The sequence below is a fragment of the Streptomyces sp. TRD_SC_5 genome, assembly GCF_056836825.1.
Genome location: NZ_JBWZZS010000001.1, coordinates 3,272,783 through 3,287,871, shown reverse-complemented (window position 1 = coordinate 3,287,871; position 15,089 = coordinate 3,272,783). Strand labels below are relative to the sequence as shown.

Here is a 15,089-nt window from a genome sequence, read left to right as displayed (position 1 = left end):
AGGGCCTGATCCGCTAAGCGGATCAGGCCCTTGAGCTGGTACTTCTCTGTCGGGGTGGCGGGATTTGAACCCACGACCTCTTCGTCCCGAACGAAGCGCGCTGCCAAGCTGCGCTACACCCCGATTGTCGCGCGCGTCGCGGCGACATCGATTACTTTAGCCGACTCGCGGCCGGAGGCGAAATCCGGTTTTCGCGGCGCCGCAGGCCGGGGCGCAGGCTGGGGCGGATCCGGTCCAGGCCGACGATCGCGAGGCCCAGCGCGTAGAAGGCCGGCCCGAGGAAGACCGCGTTGCCCACCACCCCCGCGTACCCGTGGGCCTCGACGTCGAGGAAGGGGTACGGGTAGCGGGCCTCGGCGCCTGGGGAGAGCAGGGCTCCGCGGGCCAGGGCGAAGAGGAGGTAGGCCAGGGGGTAGAGCATCCACTGGGCCGCGTGGCGCAGCAGCAGGCCGCCGGGGGTGGTGAGGACGAGCCAGTCCAGGGCCGCCGCGAGCGGGGTGACCGTGTGCAGGAGCTGGTTGGAGACCGAACGCCACCCGCTGATCGCGTGCGCGGCGTCGTCCGTCATCGAGAAGCCGCTGGAGCTGTTGGCCAGCACCAGGTGGTAGACGAGCCCGGTGATCGAGATGAAGAGCAGTACGCCACCGGTGAGGCGGGGAGACAGCGCCGGTCGGCCCCTCCAGGCGCGGGCCGCCGAGGCGGCGAAGGCCAGGGCGACCAGGACATTGGACTGGATTGTGAAGTAGCTCAGGACGCGGAGCGGACTGCCGAGTGTCAGGTCGATGACGAGGCCGGTCACCGCTGCCGCGCAGACCAGTGCGCGGAAGACGGCGGTGTACGGACGGCGGCGCGGCGGGACGACGGCGGACGCGGGGGCACCCGTGGATACTGGCGCGATCATCACCCCACGGTAGGCCCCGCCGTTCCGCTCGCTCAGGGGCGCGCCACCAGCGTCAGCAGTGTCGCTTCCGGGGGGCACGCGAAGCGCACCGGGGTGTAGCGGTTCGTGCCGCAGCCTGCCGAGACGTGGAGGTAGGCGCGTCGGCCGTCGGCCGAGTGGGCAGAGAGGCCCTTGGCACGGTCCTTGTCGATGTCGCAGTTGGTGACGAGCGCCCCGTAGAAGGGGACGCAGAGCTGGCCGCCGTGCGTGTGGCCGGCCAGGATCAGCGGGTAGCCGTCCGAGGTGAAGGCGTCGAGCGAGCGCAGGTACGGGGCGTGGACCACGCCGATCGAGAAGTCGGCCGAGTTGTCCGGGCCGCCCGCGACCTCGGCGTACCTGTCCCGCTTGATGTGCGGGTCGTCGAGCCCGGTGAAGGCGATCTCCATGTTGTCGAGCCCGCCCAGCTTGAGCCGGCCCCGGGTATTGGTGAGGTTCACCCAGCCCGCCGCGTCGAAGCCGTCGCGCAGCAACTCCCACGGGTTGTGTACGGCGCCGACGGCCGGCGGGTTGCCGTTGAGGCCGTACTTGCCCTGGGCCTTTTCGAGGAGGTAGCGGGCGGGGTTGCGCAGCTTCGGGCCGTAGTAGTCGTTCGAGCCGAAGACATAGACGCCCGGGAACTCCATCAGCGGGCCGAGCGCGTCCAGCACCTCCGGCACACCGTCCGGGTCGGAGAGGTTGTCGCCCGTATTGACCACGAAGTCGGGGCGCAGGCCGGCCAGCGACTGGAGCCAGCGCTGCTTCTTGCGCTGCCCGCCGACCATGTGGATGTCCGAGACCTGCAGTACGCGCAGGGGGCGTGCCCCCGGTGGCAGTACGGGCACGGTCACCCGCCGGAGCCGGAACGACCGGGCCTCGAAGCCGGCGGCGTAGGCCAGGCCGGCCGCGCCAACGGCCGTGATTCCCGCGGTGACTTTCAGGGGTACCCCGTAACGTGCGCGCATGCGCCCATCGTCGCAGACAGCGACGGCGCACGAAATCGGCGGGCGTCAGTGGGTGCGTACCTGCCACACTTGGGCCATGACCACGCTCAAGTCCAAGCTCAAGGAAGACCTCACCACCGCCATCAGGGCGCGTGACGAGCTGACCTCGTCCACGCTGCGGCTGACCCTCACCGCGATCACCAAGGAGGAGGTCGGCGGCAAGACGGCGCGCGAGCTCTCCGACGACGAGGTGCAGAAGGTGATCGCCAAGGAGGCGAAGAAGCGCCGCGAGGCGGCCGAGGCCTTCACCCAGGGCGGCCGGACCGAGTCGGCCGAGCGTGAGCTGTTGGAGGGCAAGATCCTCGACGCGTATCTGCCCCAGCAGCTGAGCGACGACGAGCTGCACGCCATCGTCGGGCAGGCCGTTGAAGAGGCGAAGGCCGGGGGCGCCGAGGGGCCGCGCGCGATGGGCGCCGTCATGAAGATCGTGAACCCGAAGGTGGCGGGCCGCGCCGAGGGCGGCCGCGTGGCCGCCGCGGTAAAGCAGCTCTTGGCGGGCTGAGCGGTACCTATGTCGGCAGTACGTACGGCGGGCGTAGTACGACGGCGGCACGTGCGAGGGTCGTAGTACGACGGCGGGCTCGCGCGACGGTGGTAGTACGACGGCCGTAGTACGACGGAGGGGCGTCCGGTGGATTTCCCACCGGGCGCCCCTCCGTCGTAGGCGGTCGCACCGCTGACGCGTCGCGTTACCGCCCGTTCCCGCCGCGGCCACCGCCGTTGCCGTTTCCGTTGCCGCCGCCGATCAGGTCCGGCGGGATGGAGAAGTCGGGCCAGGGACTGCCGCCGTCGTTGCCGCCGTCGCCGGGCTTGCCGTCGTCGCCCGGCTTGTTGTCGTCGCTCTCCCCGTCGTCGTCACCCTTGTCGCGGTCGCGCTTGCCCTTGTCCTTGTCGGGCTCCGGGATGTGCACGGTGTTGAAGCCGGGCGCCGGCTTGCCGTCCAGCGCGCCGCTCATCGCGTCCTTCCAGATCGGACCCGGGACCTGACCACCGAAGACCTTGTCGTGGTAGACCCCGCCGATGGTGATGTCCACCATGGGGATCTGCTTGGCGCCCGCCGCGCCGACCCAGACCGCGCCGGCCAGGTTCGGCGTGTACCCGACGAACCAGGCATTGTGGCGCCCGTCCGTCGTACCCGTCTTACCGGCGTTGTCGCGGCTCGTGAGCCCCGCCTGCTGACCCGTACCGGAGTCGACCACGCCCTTGAGCAGCGTATTGATGGTGTCGGCCGTCTTCTCGGACATCGCGCGCGAGCAAGTCGACTTGGGCACCGGCAGGCTCTTGCCCTGCGCGGTGACGACCGACTCGATGAAGACCGGCGTGCAGTACGTACCGCGGTTGGCGAAGGTCGCGTACGCGTTCGCCATCGTCAGCGGCGACATGCCCTCCGTACCCAGCGAGATCGCGGGCACTTCCTTCAGCTTCTGCCCGTCGGCCTGGATCACGCCGAGCTTGCCGGCCATCTGCGTCACCGGACAGATGCCGATGTCGGAGATCATCTGGACGAAGTAGGTGTTGACCGACTTCGCCATGGCCTCCTTCATCGCGTACGGCCCGACCTCCGCCTCGTTCTCGTTCTCGACCGTGTCGCCCATGTTGACCCAGGGCTTTCCACAGGTCTGTACGGGGCTCGGGTACTCCATGTCGTACGGCGCCGAGTAGGTCTTCGTCGCCGGAATGCCCTGCTCTATGGCCGCGGCCGCCACGAACGGCTTGAAGGTCGAGCCGGTCGGGAAGCCGTAGGCCGATCCGCCCATGTTCTTGTTGGCGGAGAAGTTGATCGTCGTCTCGTTGCTCTTGAAGCCGTACGGCCTGGACTGGCCCATTCCGAGGACCTTGCCGGTGCCGGGCTCGACCAGCGTGACCGCCGTCGCGACCTTGTCGGACTGGTAGACGTGGTCCTTGATCGACGCCTGCACCGACTCCTGTGCCTGCGGGTCGAGCGTCGTACGGATCTTCAGGCCGCCCTGGTTCCAGACCTTGGCCCGCTCCTCCTTCGTCTTCCCGAAGACCGGGTCGGACAGGAAGACCTCGCGCACGTAGTCGCAGAAGAAGCCCGCACCGCTGACGGCCGTGATGCAGCCGTTCTTCGGCCTGCTGACGTTCAGTTCGATCGGCGTCGCCTTTGCCCGGTCCGCCTCGGCCTGCGAGACGTCGCGGACGTCGGCCATGCGCTGGAGCACGGTGTTGCGTCGCTTGGTCGCCTCTTCGGCGTCGTTGACCGGGTCGTAACGGCTCGGCGACTGCACGATGCCGGCCAGCAGCGCGGCCTCCTCCAGCTTGAGGTCCTTGGCGGACTTGCTGAAGTACCGCTTGGACGCGGACTCGATGCCGTACGCCTGCTGCCCGAAGAAGGTGATGTTGAGGTAGTTCTCGAGGATCTTCTTCTTGCCCAGCTCCTCCTCGACCTGGATCGCGTACTTGAGCTCGCGGACCTTGCGGCCGAGCGTCTGCTGGGTGGCCTCGGCGACCTTGGTGGGGTCGTCGCCGGCCTCCTCGACGAAGACGTTCTTGACGTACTGCTGCGTGAGGGTGGACGCGCCTTGCGTGACGCCGCCCGTCTGAGCGTTGCGGTTGGCCGCGCGCAGCACACCCTTGAGGTCGATCGCCCCGTGGTCGTAGAAGCGCGCGTCCTCGATCGCGACGATCGCCTTCTGCATGTACGGGGAGATTTCCTTCAGGTCCACGACGGTGCGGTCACGCGAGTAGACCGTGGCGATGGGCTCGCTCTGCGCGTCGAGGATGGTGGTGCGCTGGCTCAGCGGCGGCGTCTTGAGGTTCGCGGGGATTTCGTCGAATCCCTCGACCGTCCCCTTGGCCGCGAGCCCCAGCGCTCCGGCTGCCGGCAGTGCGATGCCCGCCAGCACAGCTCCGGAGAGCGCGGCGACACCGAGGAATTTGGCGGCCTGCTGGGCCTTGGTGAGACCCCCGCCCGAGCGCTTCTTTGGCATGGGGGCAGCCTACGTTCTCATTCGCCGGACACGCGTATATGCCTTGGCCTAAGCTGCTCCCAACTGTCACAGCAGTGCGGTTTCGCATCAAGCCCCCTGGCACTCCCGGCACCACTGGTGTCAAACCCTCCCGTCCCGAATATCTGGCAGAGGCATGTCCGAATCCGCCTCATGCGTCACCGGGTTTCCGTTGTGACCTTGCCGAACTGCCCCGCTTTGCCGGGTTGGTTACGTATGCCCTCGCCTCACTCCGTCGGGTGATCTGTCGCTTACGCATAGTCCGTTCGGGCCATTCAAGATTGGGCCCGAAGGGGGTGTTGCGCTGTGCCCACCTTCCGTAACGTCCTCAACTGGCAGCGGTGAATATGCCGCTGTCGCCGTGGGGGAGCCTCGATTCGGGAGAGGACGGCGCCGGTATGGGCTGGGTAACCGACTGGAGTGCGCAGGCAGCCTGCCGCACTACCGATCCGGACGAACTGTTCGTACAAGGAGCAGCGCAGAACAGGGCGAAGGCGGTGTGCACGGGATGTCCGGTGCGGACCGAGTGCCTGGCCGACGCGCTGGACAATCGCGTCGAGTTCGGCGTGTGGGGCGGCATGACGGAGCGGGAGCGGCGCGCACTTCTGCGCAGGCGCCCCACCGTCACCTCCTGGCGCCGGCTCCTTGAGACCGCCCGTACTGAGTACGAGCGCAGCACGGGCATCCTGTCCGAGGACGACGAGAGCGGGGCGTACATCGAGTTCGCGGCTGTGGGCTAGGCCGACGGGAGCTGGTTCGACGGACGCTGGTCCGACCGGAACTGTTCCGGCCGGAGCTAGTCCGACCGGACGGACTCAGCGGGCTCGACGGCCTCAGTGGCGGCGAGCCGGTCAGCGATGGCCCGAAGCCCCGCGAGGTCGTGTACGTCGCCCGGCAGGGCGGCTACTTCGGTCACTGCCACCTCGGGGTGGAGTGCGGTGAAGCGGTCGCGCGTTCGCTGTTCACGCGCGAGTACGTGCATGCGTTCGGCGTGCAGGCGCAGCAGACCCGCGGTCAACTGCTCGACGGTGCGGGTGCGGCTGGTGTGGCTGCCGCTGGTCTGGGTGCCGCTCTGGCTCTCGGGGTTCTGGTCCGGGGTCTGGTCCGGTGTGGATCCGGCTTCGGCTTCGGGAGAGGTGGCCGAGGAGTCACGAACTCCAGCATTCCCGGCCCCCTGATCCACAATGCCGCCCTCGTCAAGATTTTCTGCGGCGGCAAGTGCCCGCTCGGCCGAGAGCTGAGGGGCGCCGCTGCCGTGGACCCGGTTGAGTACGAGCCCGGCGAACGGCATCTCCTCCGCCGCCAGCCGCTCGACGAAGTACGCCGCCTCACGCAGGGCGTCCCGCTCCGGTGCGGCGACCACCAGGAACGCCGTACCGGGCGCCTGGAGCAGCCGGTACGTCGCGTCCGCACGCGTGCGGAAGCCGCCGAACATGGTGTCCATCGCCGCCACGAACGTCTGTACGTCGCGCAGCAGCTGGCCCCCCATCAGCTTGCTCAGCGTGCCCGTCATCATCGACATGCCGACGTTGAGGAACTTCATCCCCGCCCGGCCGCCCACCTTCGCCGGCGCCATCAGCACCCGGATGAACTTGCCGTCCAGGAACGACCCGAGCCGCTTCGGCGCGTCCAGGAAGTCCAGCGCGGACCGGCTCGGCGGGGTGTCGACGACGATCAGGTCCCACTCTTCGCGGGCGCGCAGCTGGCCCAGCTTCTCCATCGCCATGTACTCCTGCGTGCCCGCGAAACCGGCCGACAGGGACTGGTAGAAGGGGTTCTCCAGGATCGCGCGGGCCCGCTCGCCGTCCGCGTGCGCCTCGACGATCTCGTCGAAGGTCCGCTTCATGTCGAGCATCATCGCGGACAGCTCGCCGCCGGCCGACTCGTCTATGCCCTTCACCCGGCGCGGGGTGTTGTCGAGTTCGTCGATGCCCATGGACTGGGCGAGCCTGCGGGCCGGGTCGATGGTGAGGACGACGACCTTGCGGCCGCGCTCGGCCGCCCGTACCCCCAGAGCTGCCGCGGTCGTCGTCTTGCCGACACCGCCCGCGCCGCAGCACACGATGATGCGGGTGGCCGGATCGTCGAGGAGCGGGTCGATGTCCAGTACGGGCACCGTGTCCATGGCGCCGGTGGTGTCCGCGGTCTCTTTGGTCTCCGTGGTCTCCGTGGTCATGAAGTTCCCCCATGGGCGATACGGGTCCGCAGTTCCTTGGCCAGCCGGTAGAGCCCGGCGAGGTCCATGCCCTCGCCGAGCAGCGGCAGTTCGTACGTCGCCAGATCCAGCTGGGCCAGTACGGCGCGCTGCTCGCGCTCCAGCTCGACCCGCTGCGTGTGCTCAGCGGCCTGTTCGAGCAGCGGGTCCACGAGGCGCTCGGCGAGGCCGCCGCGGCGCGCGCCGCCCAGGCCCGCCTGGGAGAGCGCCTTGGCGACGGAGGTGCGCTGCTCGCCCGCGGCGGTGCGCAGGGAGTCCTCGTCGAGGAGGTGCGGGCGGACCATGTTCACGATGACGTTGCCGACGGGCAGCTCGGCGGCGCGCAGCTCGGCGATGCCGTCGGCCGTCTCCTGGACCGGCATCTCCTCCAGCAGCGTCACCAGGTGGACGGCCGTCTCGGGCGACTTGAGTACGCGCATGACGGCCTGGGCCTGATTGTGTATCGGGCCGAACTTGGCCAGGCCCGCCACCTCGTCGTTCACGTTCAGAAAGCGCGTGATCCGGCCGGTGGGCGGGGCGTCCATCACGACGTAGTCGTACGCGTAACGGTTCTGCTTGTCCCGGCGGCGGACCGCTTCGCAGGCCTTGCCGGTCAGCAGCACGTCTCTGAGACCGGGCGCGATGGTGGTCGCGAAGTCGATCGCGCCGAGCTTCTTGAGCGCCCGGCCGGCCCCTCCGAGTTTGTAGAACATCTGGAGGTAGTCGAGGAGGGCGCGTTCGGCGTCTATCGCGAGGGCGTACACCTCCCCGCCGCCCGGTGCGACAGCGATCTTTCGCTCCTCGTACGGAAGTGCTTCCGTCTCGAAGAGCTGCGCGATCCCCTGCCTGCCCTCGACCTCCACGAGGAGGGCGCGTTTGCCCTCCCTCGCGAGGGCGAGCGCGAGTGCCGCGGCCACCGTGGTCTTTCCGGTACCGCCCTTGCCGCTGACGACCTGGAGCCTGCTCACGTCTTTGAGCCTAACCAGTCGACGCCCGGGCTACGCAGGAGGTGTCTGTGGCAGGTACTACAGTCGCCGTATGACCAAGTGGGAATACTCGACCGTGCCTCTTCTCGTGCACGCGACCAAGCAGATTCTGGACACCTGGGGCGAGGACGGCTGGGAGCTCGTCCAGGTCGTGCCCGGGCCGAACAACCCCGAGCAGTTGGTGGCCTACCTGAAGCGGGAGAAGCAGGCATGACAGCAACGCCCGGTGCGGTCGAGGCGAAGCTCGCCGAGCTCGGCCTGACACTTCCGGAGGTCGTTCCGCCGATCGCCACTTACCAGCCGGCCGTGCAGTCGGGCGTGTACGTCTACACCTCGGGCCAGCTCCCGATGGTGGAGGGCAAGCTTCCGTGCACCGGCAAGGTCGGTGCGGAGGTCACGCCGGAAGAGGCGAAGAACCTGGCGCGTACGTGCGCGCTGAACGCCTTGGCCGCCGTCAAGTCGGTCACCGGCGACCTGGACCGCATCGCGCGCGTCGTGAAGGTCGTCGGCTTTGTCGCCTCCGCCGCGGACTTCACCGGCCAGCCGGCCGTGATCAACGGCGCGAGTGAGCTGCTGGGCGCGGTCCTCGGCGACAAGGGCGTGCACGCGCGCAGCGCGGTGGGCGTGACGGTGCTGCCGCTCGACGCGCCGGTCGAGATCGAGATCCAGGTCGAGCTGGTGTCCGCCTGACGGCTGGGTTCGCCCAGGTCGCCGGTCCTCTCGAACATCCAACCGGGAGCGGATAGCCTCCGGCCATGTCCAATGGTCAGTGGTACCCGCCCGAGTGGCCGGACCGGATCCGCGCCCTCGCCAACGGTGAGCTCACCGCCGCGCCCCCCAAGCGGGCCGCCACCGTCATGCTGCTGCGGGACGCGGCCGGCGGCCCCGCCGTGCACATGCTGCGCAGACGCGCCTCCATGGCTTTCGCCGGAGGCGCGTACGCGTACCCGGGCGGCGGAGTGGACCCGCGTGACGACGACCATCAGGTGGGCTGGGCGGGCCCGTCGCTCGACGTCTGGGCCGGGCGGCTTGGTGTGGACCCGGCGTCGGCGCAGGCCATCGTGTGCGCGGCGGTGCGTGAGACGTACGAGGAGGCCGGCGTGCTGCTCGCGGGTCCGACGGCCGGCACTGTGGTCGGTGATACGACGGGCGACGACTGGGAGGCGGATCGCCGGGCGCTGGTGGCCCGCGAGTTGTCGTTCGCGGACTTCCTGCAGCGGCGGTCGCTGGTGCTGCGCTCGGACCTGCTGGGCGCATGGGCGCACTGGATCACCCCCGAGTTCGAGCCGAAGCGGTACGACACCTGGTTCTTCGTCGCCTCGCTGCCGGCCGGCCAGCGGACCCGTAACGCCTCGACGGAGGCGGACCGCACGGTGTGGATCAGCCCGGCGGAGGCCGCCGCGGGCTACGACAGGGGCGAGCTGCTGATGATGCCGCCGACGATCTCGACGCTGCGTACGCTTCAGCCGTACGCCACGGCCGCCGAGGCCCTCGCGGGCGCTGCGGATCAGGACATGACGCCGGTACTCGCGCAGGCGCGCCTGGTCGGCGACGAGGTGGTTCTGAGCTGGCCGGGCCACGATGAGTTCACGAAGCGGATCGGGACGACGGGACCGGAGGTGCCGAATGACTGACGCGGCCGCACTGCCCGGGCAGCCTCGTGGCGGGGTCCTTTCCGGGCCGGCCACCACGCGGGCGGTCAATGTACTGGCGCCCAACGCCTCCGCGATGACCCTCGACGGCACCAACACCTGGATCGTCTCCGAGCCGGACTCGGAGCTGGCGGTGGTCATCGACCCGGGGCCGCTCGACGACGTACACCTGCGTGCGGTGATCGACACCGCCCGGAAGGCGGGCAAGCGCGTCGCGCTGACCCTCCTCACGCACGGGCACCCCGACCACGCGGAGGGCGCGGGACGGTTCGCCGAGCTGACGCGCACGTCCGTACGGGCCCTGGACCCCGCGCTGCGGCTCGGGGACGAGGGGCTCGCGGCGGGGAACGTCATCACCACCGGGGGGCTGGAGATGCGGGTCGTGCCCACGCCCGGGCACACCGCCGACTCGCTCTGCTTCCATCTGCCGGCGGACCGGGCGGTACTGACGGGCGACACCGTTCTCGGACGCGGCACGACGGTCGTGGCGCACCCGGACGGGCGGCTCGGCGACTACCTGGACTCGCTGCGGCGGCTGCGTTCGCTGGCGGTCGACGACGGGGTGCACACCGTGCTGCCGGGACACGGACCCGTGCTGGAGGACGCGCAGGGCGTGGTCGAGTACTACCTGGCCCACCGGGCGAACCGGCTGGCGCAGGTCGAGACGGCCGTCGAGAACGGGTATGTCAGCGCGTCCGAGGTCGTCGCCCATGTGTACGCGGACGTGGACCGCTCACTGTGGCCGGCGGCCGAGCTCTCGGTGCGGGCGCAGCTGGAGTACCTGCGGGAGCACGGCCTGATCTAGTACGGCGCTGGTCACGCGTCCTTGCGCTTGAACTCATCGGTGGGGATGGGGACGGTGGACCCGTCTTCGAGGCGGAGAGTGACGGTCTCGCCGTACGTGTAGTACTCACGTGCCTCGTAATCATTGCCCCTGGGCCCTGTGAGCAGGGTGCATTCGCCCCGGAACGGGTCAATGATCAAGGAGATGGGGACGTCGTAGCGGGCGTACTGCCGGACCTTGATCTCGTAGTCGTTCACGTCGTCCTTGGTGGACACGATCTCGACGGCGGCCAGTATGTCCTCGTACGTGTAAGGCTCCTTCGCGCCCTCGGCCAGGATCGTCACGTCGGGTACACGGTCGGGGTCGCCGGGGAACTTGATCAGCACGTCGGAGATGAGCCGCTCCTCATTGATCCCCGCGGCATCGGCGGCGTTCTGTACGCGCCTGATCGTCCAGCTCTGCACGTTGCTCTGCGGTGTCATCACGACGCGGCCCCCCACGACTTCGACCTTGAAGCCTTCGTGCTCCTTGGCGATCTGCTCAGCCGCGTGCCGCAGCACGTCGTCCATGACGCTCATCGCTGCCTCCTCGCTCGTCACCGACCGTATTCGCAGAATAGCCCGGACCACTGACACGAGGCCCGGGAACGCGGAAGGGCCGCCCCTGGCAGGCGCGGCCCTTCCGCGTCGTACGGCTTGGTAGCGGCTAGCGGCTAGCGGCTAGCGCGAGCGCTTCGCCAGGCGCTCCACGTCCAGCAGGATCACGGCCCGCGCCTCCAGGCGCAGCCAGCCGCGGCCCGCGAAGTCGGCGAGGGCCTTGTTGACCGTCTCGCGGGACGCGCCGACCAGCTGGGCCAGCTCCTCCTGCGTCAGGTCGTGCACGACGTGGATGCCCTCCTCGGACTGCACGCCGAAGCGGCGCGACAGGTCGAGGAGCGCGCGGGCGACACGGCCCGGCACGTCGGAGAAGACCAGGTCGGACATCTGGTCGTTGGTCTTGCGCAGGCGGCGGGCGACCGCGCGGAGAAGGGCCGTGGCCACCTCCGGGCGAACGTTCAGCCAGGGCTGGAGGTCGCCGTGGCCGAGGCCGAGCAGCTTGACCTCCGTCAGGGCGGTTGCGGTGGCGGTGCGCGGGCCCGGGTCGAAGAGCGAGAGCTCACCGATCAGCTCGCCGGGTCCGAGCACGGCCAGCATGTTCTCGCGGCCGTCGGGGGAGGTGCGGTGCAGCTTCACCTTGCCCTCGGTCACCACGTACAGGCGGTCGCCGGGGTCGCCCTCGTGGAAGAGGGCGTCGCCGCGAGCGAGCGTCACCTCACTCATCGAGGCGCGGAGCTCCGCGGCCTGCTCGTCATCGAGCGCCGCGAAGAGCGGGGCGCGCCGCAGAACGTCGTCCACGAGTTCTCTCCTTGTCGACCTGCTCATCACGGGGACCGTGGTCACCATGATGCCGGACGGTAAAACAGTGCGATCAATCACAAGTTTGACGTACCGGCGTGCCCGACCGTGCGGCAGGGGGCCGATTGGGGTGGCAATTGGCTGTGACCGGGGCGGATGTCAGTGCCGGGCTTTAGGCTGGCCGGGTGTCCAAATCGCCGGTGACAGCGCAGTCCAAGGGGGCCGGACAGGTGACCGAAGGCCATAATTCCGCCGTGGGCGAACAAGTTCCAAGCCAGCCCAAGAATGCCGCAAAAGAGGTAAAACCGCCCAAGTCCGCGAGGGTGGTGAAGGCCGCGAAGCCCGAGAAGGCCGCCGAGCCGGCCAAGGCCGCGAAGCCCGAGTCGCGCCTGGCCATGGTCCGCCGTGCCCGCCGGACGAACCGCGAGCTGGCCGAGGTCTATCCGTACGCCCATCCCGAGCTCGACTTCGAGAACCCCTTCGAGCTGCTGGTCGCCACGGTCCTCTCCGCCCAGACCACCGACCTGCGGGTCAACCAGACCACCCCGGCACTCTTCGCCAAGTACCCGACGCCCCAGGACATGGCGGCTGCGGACCCGGAGGACCTGGAGCAGCTGATCCGGCCGACGGGATTCTTCCGCGCCAAGGCCCGCTCGCTGCTCGGGCTCTCCATCGCTCTCAGGGACAACTTCGGCGGCGAGGTCCCCGGCCGCCTGAAGGACCTCGTCACGCTGCCCGGCGTCGGCCGCAAGACCGCCAACGTGGTGCTCGGCAATGCTTTCGGGGTCGCCGGGCTCACCGTCGACACCCACTTCGGCCGGCTCGTACGGCGCTGGAAGTGGACCGAGAGCGAGGAGCCGGAGAAGGTCGAGGCGGACATCGCCGCGATCTTCCCCAAGACCGAGTGGACGATGCTCTCGCACCGGATCATCTTCCACGGCCGCCGCGTCTGCCACTCCCGCAAGCCGGCCTGCGGCGCCTGCCCGATCGCGCACCTCTGCCCGTCCTACGGCGAGGGCGAGACGGACCCGGAGAAGGCGAAGAAGCTCCTCAAGTACGAGATGGGCGGGTATCCGGGACAGCGGCTGAAGCCGCCGCCCGGCTATCCCGGGGAGCCGGCACCCCCGCTGGGGGCCGCCGAGTGACGGGGGCGCGCGGTCGCCGCGGTCGCGCGGAACGAACGGGCCCGGTTCGGGCGTTGTGACGACGGGGGTGCCTATGACGCGTGGGAGCGAGACATACGACGGCGGGTCGGCCGGGGCGGTCAGGTCCGCCGGGACCGCCGAGGCGGCCGGCCTGGCCGAGGTCGCCGTGACGAGGCGGGGGCTGCCCGCGTGGCTCGATCCGGTGGCCGACGTCGCCCGGTCCGTACGCCCCGAGCAGCTCAGCCGTTTCCTGCCGCCGGAGAGCGGCTCAGGGCGCCAGTCGGCCGTACTGATCCTCTTCGGTGAGGGGGAGAAGGGTCCTGAGCTGCTGCTCATGGAGCGGGCCGGAAGCCTCCGCTCGCACGCGGGGCAGCTGAGCTTCCCCGGCGGCGCCCTGGACCCCGCCGACGGTCATCCGGAGACGACGGGCCCGCTGCGTGCCGCGCTCCGCGAGGCCGAGGAGGAGACCGGACTCGATCCCTCCGGTGTCCAGGTCTTCGGCGTACTGCCGCGTCTCTACATCCCCGTCAGCAACTTCGTCGTGACGCCCGTCCTCGGCTGGTGGCGCGAGCCGAGCCCGGTCGGCGTCGTCGACCCGGCCGAGACAGCGAGCGTCTTCACGGTCGCCGTGGCGGATCTCACGGATCCTGCCAACCGCGTCACGAGCGTGCATCCGCGCGGCCACAGCGGCTCGGCATTCCTGGTGGGACCCGCGCTGGTCTGGGGTTTCACGGCGGGCGTGATCGACAAGATTCTTCATTACGCAGGCTGGGAGCGGCCCTGGGACCGCTCCCGGCAGGTCCCGCTCGACTGGCACGCGTGACAGGGTGGCTCTGTGAACGTCCTGGACATCTTGTTGCTGGTCGCGGCGGTGTGGTTCGCGATCGTCGGCTACCGACAGGGATTCGTCGTCGGCATTCTGTCGGTGATCGGCTTCCTGGGCGGTGGTCTCGTCGCGGTCTACCTGCTGCCCTTCCTGTGGGACCAGCTGACTGACGGATCGGAAGTCAGTTCGACCGCCGCCGTTGTCGCGGTCATCATCGTGATCGTGTGCGCCTCGGTGGGCCAGGCCTTCACCACCCACCTCGGCAACAAGCTCCGCAGATACATCACCTGGTCGCCCGCCCGCGTCCTGGACGCCTCGGGCGGTGCGCTGGTCAACGTCGTCGCGATGCTCCTGGTCGCCTGGCTGATCGGCTCCATGCTCGCGCAGACCTCGCTGCCCACGCTGGGCAAGGAGGTCCGTAACTCCAAGGTGCTCCTGGGCGTCTCGCGGGTGTTGCCCGATCAGGCGAACATGTGGTTCACGGACTTCAGGTCCGTCCTCGCGCAGAACGGCTTCCCCCAGGTCTTCAGCCCCTTCTCCAACGAGCCGATCACCGAGGTGAAGGCCCCGGACCCGGCGCTCGCCGGCAGCCCCGTCGCCGCCCGCGCCAAAAGGTCCATCGTCAAGGTCGTCGGTACGGCGCAGAGCTGCGGCAAGGTCCTCGAAGGCACCGGCTTCGTCTTCGACGACCGCCGCGTCATGACCAACGCGCATGTGGTCGGCGGCGTGGACGAGCCGACCGTGCAGATCGGCGGTGAGGGCCGGCGGTACGACGCCACCGTGGTGCTCTACGACTGGGAGCGCGACATCGCCGTACTGGACGTACCGAACCTCGACGCGCCGGCGCTCCAGTTCACCGACCCCGGCACCGACGCCCGCAGCGGGGACAGCGCGATCATCGCGGGCTTCCCGGAGAACGGCGCGTACGACGTCCGCTCCGCCCGGGTCCGCGGCCGGATCAACGCCAACGGCCCGGACATCTACCACCGCGGCACGGTTCAGCGCGATGTCTACTCGCTCTTCGCGACGGTGCGTCAGGGCAACTCGGGCGGCCCGCTGCTGACGCCCGACGGCAAGGTCTACGGCGTCGTCTTCGCCAAGTCCCTCGACGACGCCGACACGGGGTACGCCCTGACGGCCGACGAGGTCCGCGAGGACATCCGCCTCGGCCGCGCCGCCAACCAGCAGGTCGACAGTGAGGCATGCGCGCTCTGAGAGG

16 protein-coding genes and 1 tRNA gene are annotated in these 15,089 nt (G+C 69.5%); 9 read left to right on the top strand and 8 right to left on the bottom strand.

What is annotated here, in order from left to right; all coding sequences use genetic code 11:
• Positions 1-49: 49 nt before the first annotated feature.
• From AC1P0E_RS15220 to AC1P0E_RS15210, 3 genes are all read right to left on the bottom strand, one after another.
• A tRNA-Pro gene (locus AC1P0E_RS15220) sits at positions 50-123 on the bottom strand.
• Positions 124-151: 28 nt separating this feature from the next.
• Complete coding sequence (locus AC1P0E_RS15215; RefSeq protein WP_482742696.1) at positions 152-901, bottom strand: Pr6Pr family membrane protein; 750 nt, start codon at positions 899-901, stop codon at positions 152-154.
• Positions 902-933: 32 nt separating this feature from the next.
• Positions 934-1,881 carry a metallophosphoesterase gene (locus AC1P0E_RS15210; protein ID WP_482742695.1) on the bottom strand — a complete coding sequence of 316 codons (948 nt, stop codon included), beginning with the start codon at positions 1,879-1,881 and terminating at the stop codon, positions 934-936.
• A 76-nt stretch (positions 1,882-1,957) separates the two neighbouring features.
• On the opposite strand from AC1P0E_RS15210, the gene AC1P0E_RS15205 reads away from it, so the two are divergent.
• Positions 1,958-2,422 carry a GatB/YqeY domain-containing protein gene (locus AC1P0E_RS15205; protein ID WP_482742694.1) on the top strand — a complete coding sequence of 155 codons (465 nt, stop codon included), beginning with the start codon at positions 1,958-1,960 and terminating at the stop codon, positions 2,420-2,422.
• Positions 2,423-2,609: 187 nt separating this feature from the next.
• Here the strand turns inward: AC1P0E_RS15205 and AC1P0E_RS15200 are convergent, their stop codons facing one another.
• Positions 2,610-4,871 (bottom strand): transglycosylase domain-containing protein, encoded by a 2,262-nt coding sequence (locus tag AC1P0E_RS15200; protein ID WP_482742693.1) that lies wholly within the window; start codon positions 4,869-4,871, stop codon positions 2,610-2,612.
• A gap of 416 nt (positions 4,872-5,287) precedes the next feature.
• Here AC1P0E_RS15200 and AC1P0E_RS15195 point away from each other — a divergent pair, with 416 nt between their 5' ends.
• Entirely contained in the window at positions 5,288-5,629 is a 342-nt protein-coding gene (locus AC1P0E_RS15195) for a WhiB family transcriptional regulator (protein ID WP_482742692.1), read from the top strand.
• Positions 5,630-5,685: 56 nt separating this feature from the next.
• Here AC1P0E_RS15195 and bagB read toward each other — a convergent pair whose 3' ends face one another.
• Together bagB and bagA are read right to left on the bottom strand one after the other, a co-directional pair.
• Positions 5,686-7,014 carry an ATPase BagB gene (bagB, locus tag AC1P0E_RS15190; protein WP_482745765.1) on the bottom strand — a complete coding sequence of 443 codons (1,329 nt, stop codon included), beginning with the start codon at positions 7,012-7,014 and terminating at the stop codon, positions 5,686-5,688.
• Between the two features lie 47 nt (positions 7,015-7,061).
• A complete protein-coding gene (bagA, locus tag AC1P0E_RS15185; RefSeq protein WP_482742691.1) occupies positions 7,062-8,051 on the bottom strand; it encodes an ATPase BagA in 990 nt (329 codons plus the stop codon).
• Between the two features lie 70 nt (positions 8,052-8,121).
• Here bagA and sp36 point away from each other — a divergent pair, with 70 nt between their 5' ends.
• From sp36 to AC1P0E_RS15165, 4 genes are all read left to right on the top strand, one after another.
• Positions 8,122-8,283: a Sp36 family protein gene (sp36, locus tag AC1P0E_RS15180; RefSeq protein ID WP_019355547.1), complete on the top strand. Its 162-nt coding sequence runs from the start codon at positions 8,122-8,124 to the stop codon at positions 8,281-8,283.
• Positions 8,280-8,759 carry a RidA family protein gene (locus tag AC1P0E_RS15175; RefSeq protein WP_482742690.1) on the top strand — a complete coding sequence of 160 codons (480 nt, stop codon included), beginning with the start codon at positions 8,280-8,282 and terminating at the stop codon, positions 8,757-8,759. Before sp36 ends, AC1P0E_RS15175 begins: the two co-directional genes overlap by 4 nt.
• A 65-nt stretch (positions 8,760-8,824) precedes the next feature.
• Positions 8,825-9,703, top strand: coding sequence for an NUDIX hydrolase (locus tag AC1P0E_RS15170; protein ID WP_482742689.1), 879 nt, complete (start codon positions 8,825-8,827; stop codon positions 9,701-9,703).
• Positions 9,696-10,526, top strand: coding sequence for an MBL fold metallo-hydrolase (locus tag AC1P0E_RS15165; RefSeq protein WP_482742688.1), 831 nt, complete (start codon positions 9,696-9,698; stop codon positions 10,524-10,526). Before AC1P0E_RS15170 ends, AC1P0E_RS15165 begins: the two co-directional genes overlap by 8 nt.
• An 11-nt stretch (positions 10,527-10,537) precedes the next feature.
• On the opposite strand, the gene AC1P0E_RS15160 is transcribed toward AC1P0E_RS15165, so the two are convergent.
• Positions 10,538-11,083 (bottom strand): Uma2 family endonuclease, encoded by a 546-nt coding sequence (locus AC1P0E_RS15160; protein WP_482742687.1) that lies wholly within the window; start codon positions 11,081-11,083, stop codon positions 10,538-10,540.
• Between the two features lie 141 nt (positions 11,084-11,224).
• Positions 11,225-11,899 carry a Crp/Fnr family transcriptional regulator gene (locus AC1P0E_RS15155; RefSeq protein ID WP_123460131.1) on the bottom strand — a complete coding sequence of 225 codons (675 nt, stop codon included), beginning with the start codon at positions 11,897-11,899 and terminating at the stop codon, positions 11,225-11,227.
• A 395-nt stretch (positions 11,900-12,294) separates the two neighbouring features.
• On the opposite strand from AC1P0E_RS15155, the gene nth reads away from it, so the two are divergent.
• The 3 genes from nth (at position 12,295) to AC1P0E_RS15140 (ending at position 15,085) form a co-directional block, all read left to right on the top strand.
• The gene (nth, locus tag AC1P0E_RS15150) at positions 12,295-13,044 is read left to right on the top strand and encodes an endonuclease III (RefSeq protein ID WP_482745764.1); all 750 of its coding nucleotides are present in this window, start codon (positions 12,295-12,297) and stop codon (positions 13,042-13,044) included.
• A gap of 73 nt (positions 13,045-13,117) precedes the next feature.
• A complete protein-coding gene (locus AC1P0E_RS15145) occupies positions 13,118-13,867 on the top strand; it encodes an NUDIX hydrolase (protein ID WP_482742686.1) in 750 nt (249 codons plus the stop codon).
• Positions 13,868-13,879: 12 nt separating this feature from the next.
• On the top strand, positions 13,880-15,085 hold the full coding sequence (locus AC1P0E_RS15140; RefSeq protein ID WP_482742685.1) for a MarP family serine protease: 1,206 nt from the start codon (positions 13,880-13,882) through the stop codon (positions 15,083-15,085).
• Positions 15,086-15,089 lie beyond the last annotated feature (4 nt).

Bases quoted from the DNA above. Each gene is read 5' to 3' on its own strand.
- AC1P0E_RS15215 (WP_482742696.1), bottom strand. From the start codon at position 901: ATGATCGCGCCAGTATCCACGGGTGCCCCCGCGTCCGCCGTCGTCCCG.
- AC1P0E_RS15210 (WP_482742695.1), bottom strand. From the start codon at position 1,881: ATGCGCGCACGTTACGGGGTACCCCTGAAAGTCACCGCGGGAATCACG.
- AC1P0E_RS15205 (WP_482742694.1), top strand. From the start codon at position 1,958: ATGACCACGCTCAAGTCCAAGCTCAAGGAAGACCTCACCACCGCCATC.
- AC1P0E_RS15200 (WP_482742693.1), bottom strand. From the start codon at position 4,871: ATGCCAAAGAAGCGCTCGGGCGGGGGTCTCACCAAGGCCCAGCAGGCC.
- AC1P0E_RS15195 (WP_482742692.1), top strand. From the start codon at position 5,288: ATGGGCTGGGTAACCGACTGGAGTGCGCAGGCAGCCTGCCGCACTACC.
- bagB (WP_482745765.1), bottom strand. From the start codon at position 7,014: ATGGACACGGTGCCCGTACTGGACATCGACCCGCTCCTCGACGATCCG.
- sp36 (WP_019355547.1), top strand. From the start codon at position 8,122: ATGACCAAGTGGGAATACTCGACCGTGCCTCTTCTCGTGCACGCGACC.
- AC1P0E_RS15175 (WP_482742690.1), top strand. From the start codon at position 8,280: ATGACAGCAACGCCCGGTGCGGTCGAGGCGAAGCTCGCCGAGCTCGGC.
- AC1P0E_RS15170 (WP_482742689.1), top strand. From the start codon at position 8,825: ATGTCCAATGGTCAGTGGTACCCGCCCGAGTGGCCGGACCGGATCCGC.
- AC1P0E_RS15165 (WP_482742688.1), top strand. From the start codon at position 9,696: ATGACTGACGCGGCCGCACTGCCCGGGCAGCCTCGTGGCGGGGTCCTT.
- AC1P0E_RS15160 (WP_482742687.1), bottom strand. From the start codon at position 11,083: ATGAGCGTCATGGACGACGTGCTGCGGCACGCGGCTGAGCAGATCGCC.
- nth (WP_482745764.1), top strand. From the start codon at position 12,295: ATGGTCCGCCGTGCCCGCCGGACGAACCGCGAGCTGGCCGAGGTCTAT.
- AC1P0E_RS15145 (WP_482742686.1), top strand. From the start codon at position 13,118: ATGACGCGTGGGAGCGAGACATACGACGGCGGGTCGGCCGGGGCGGTC.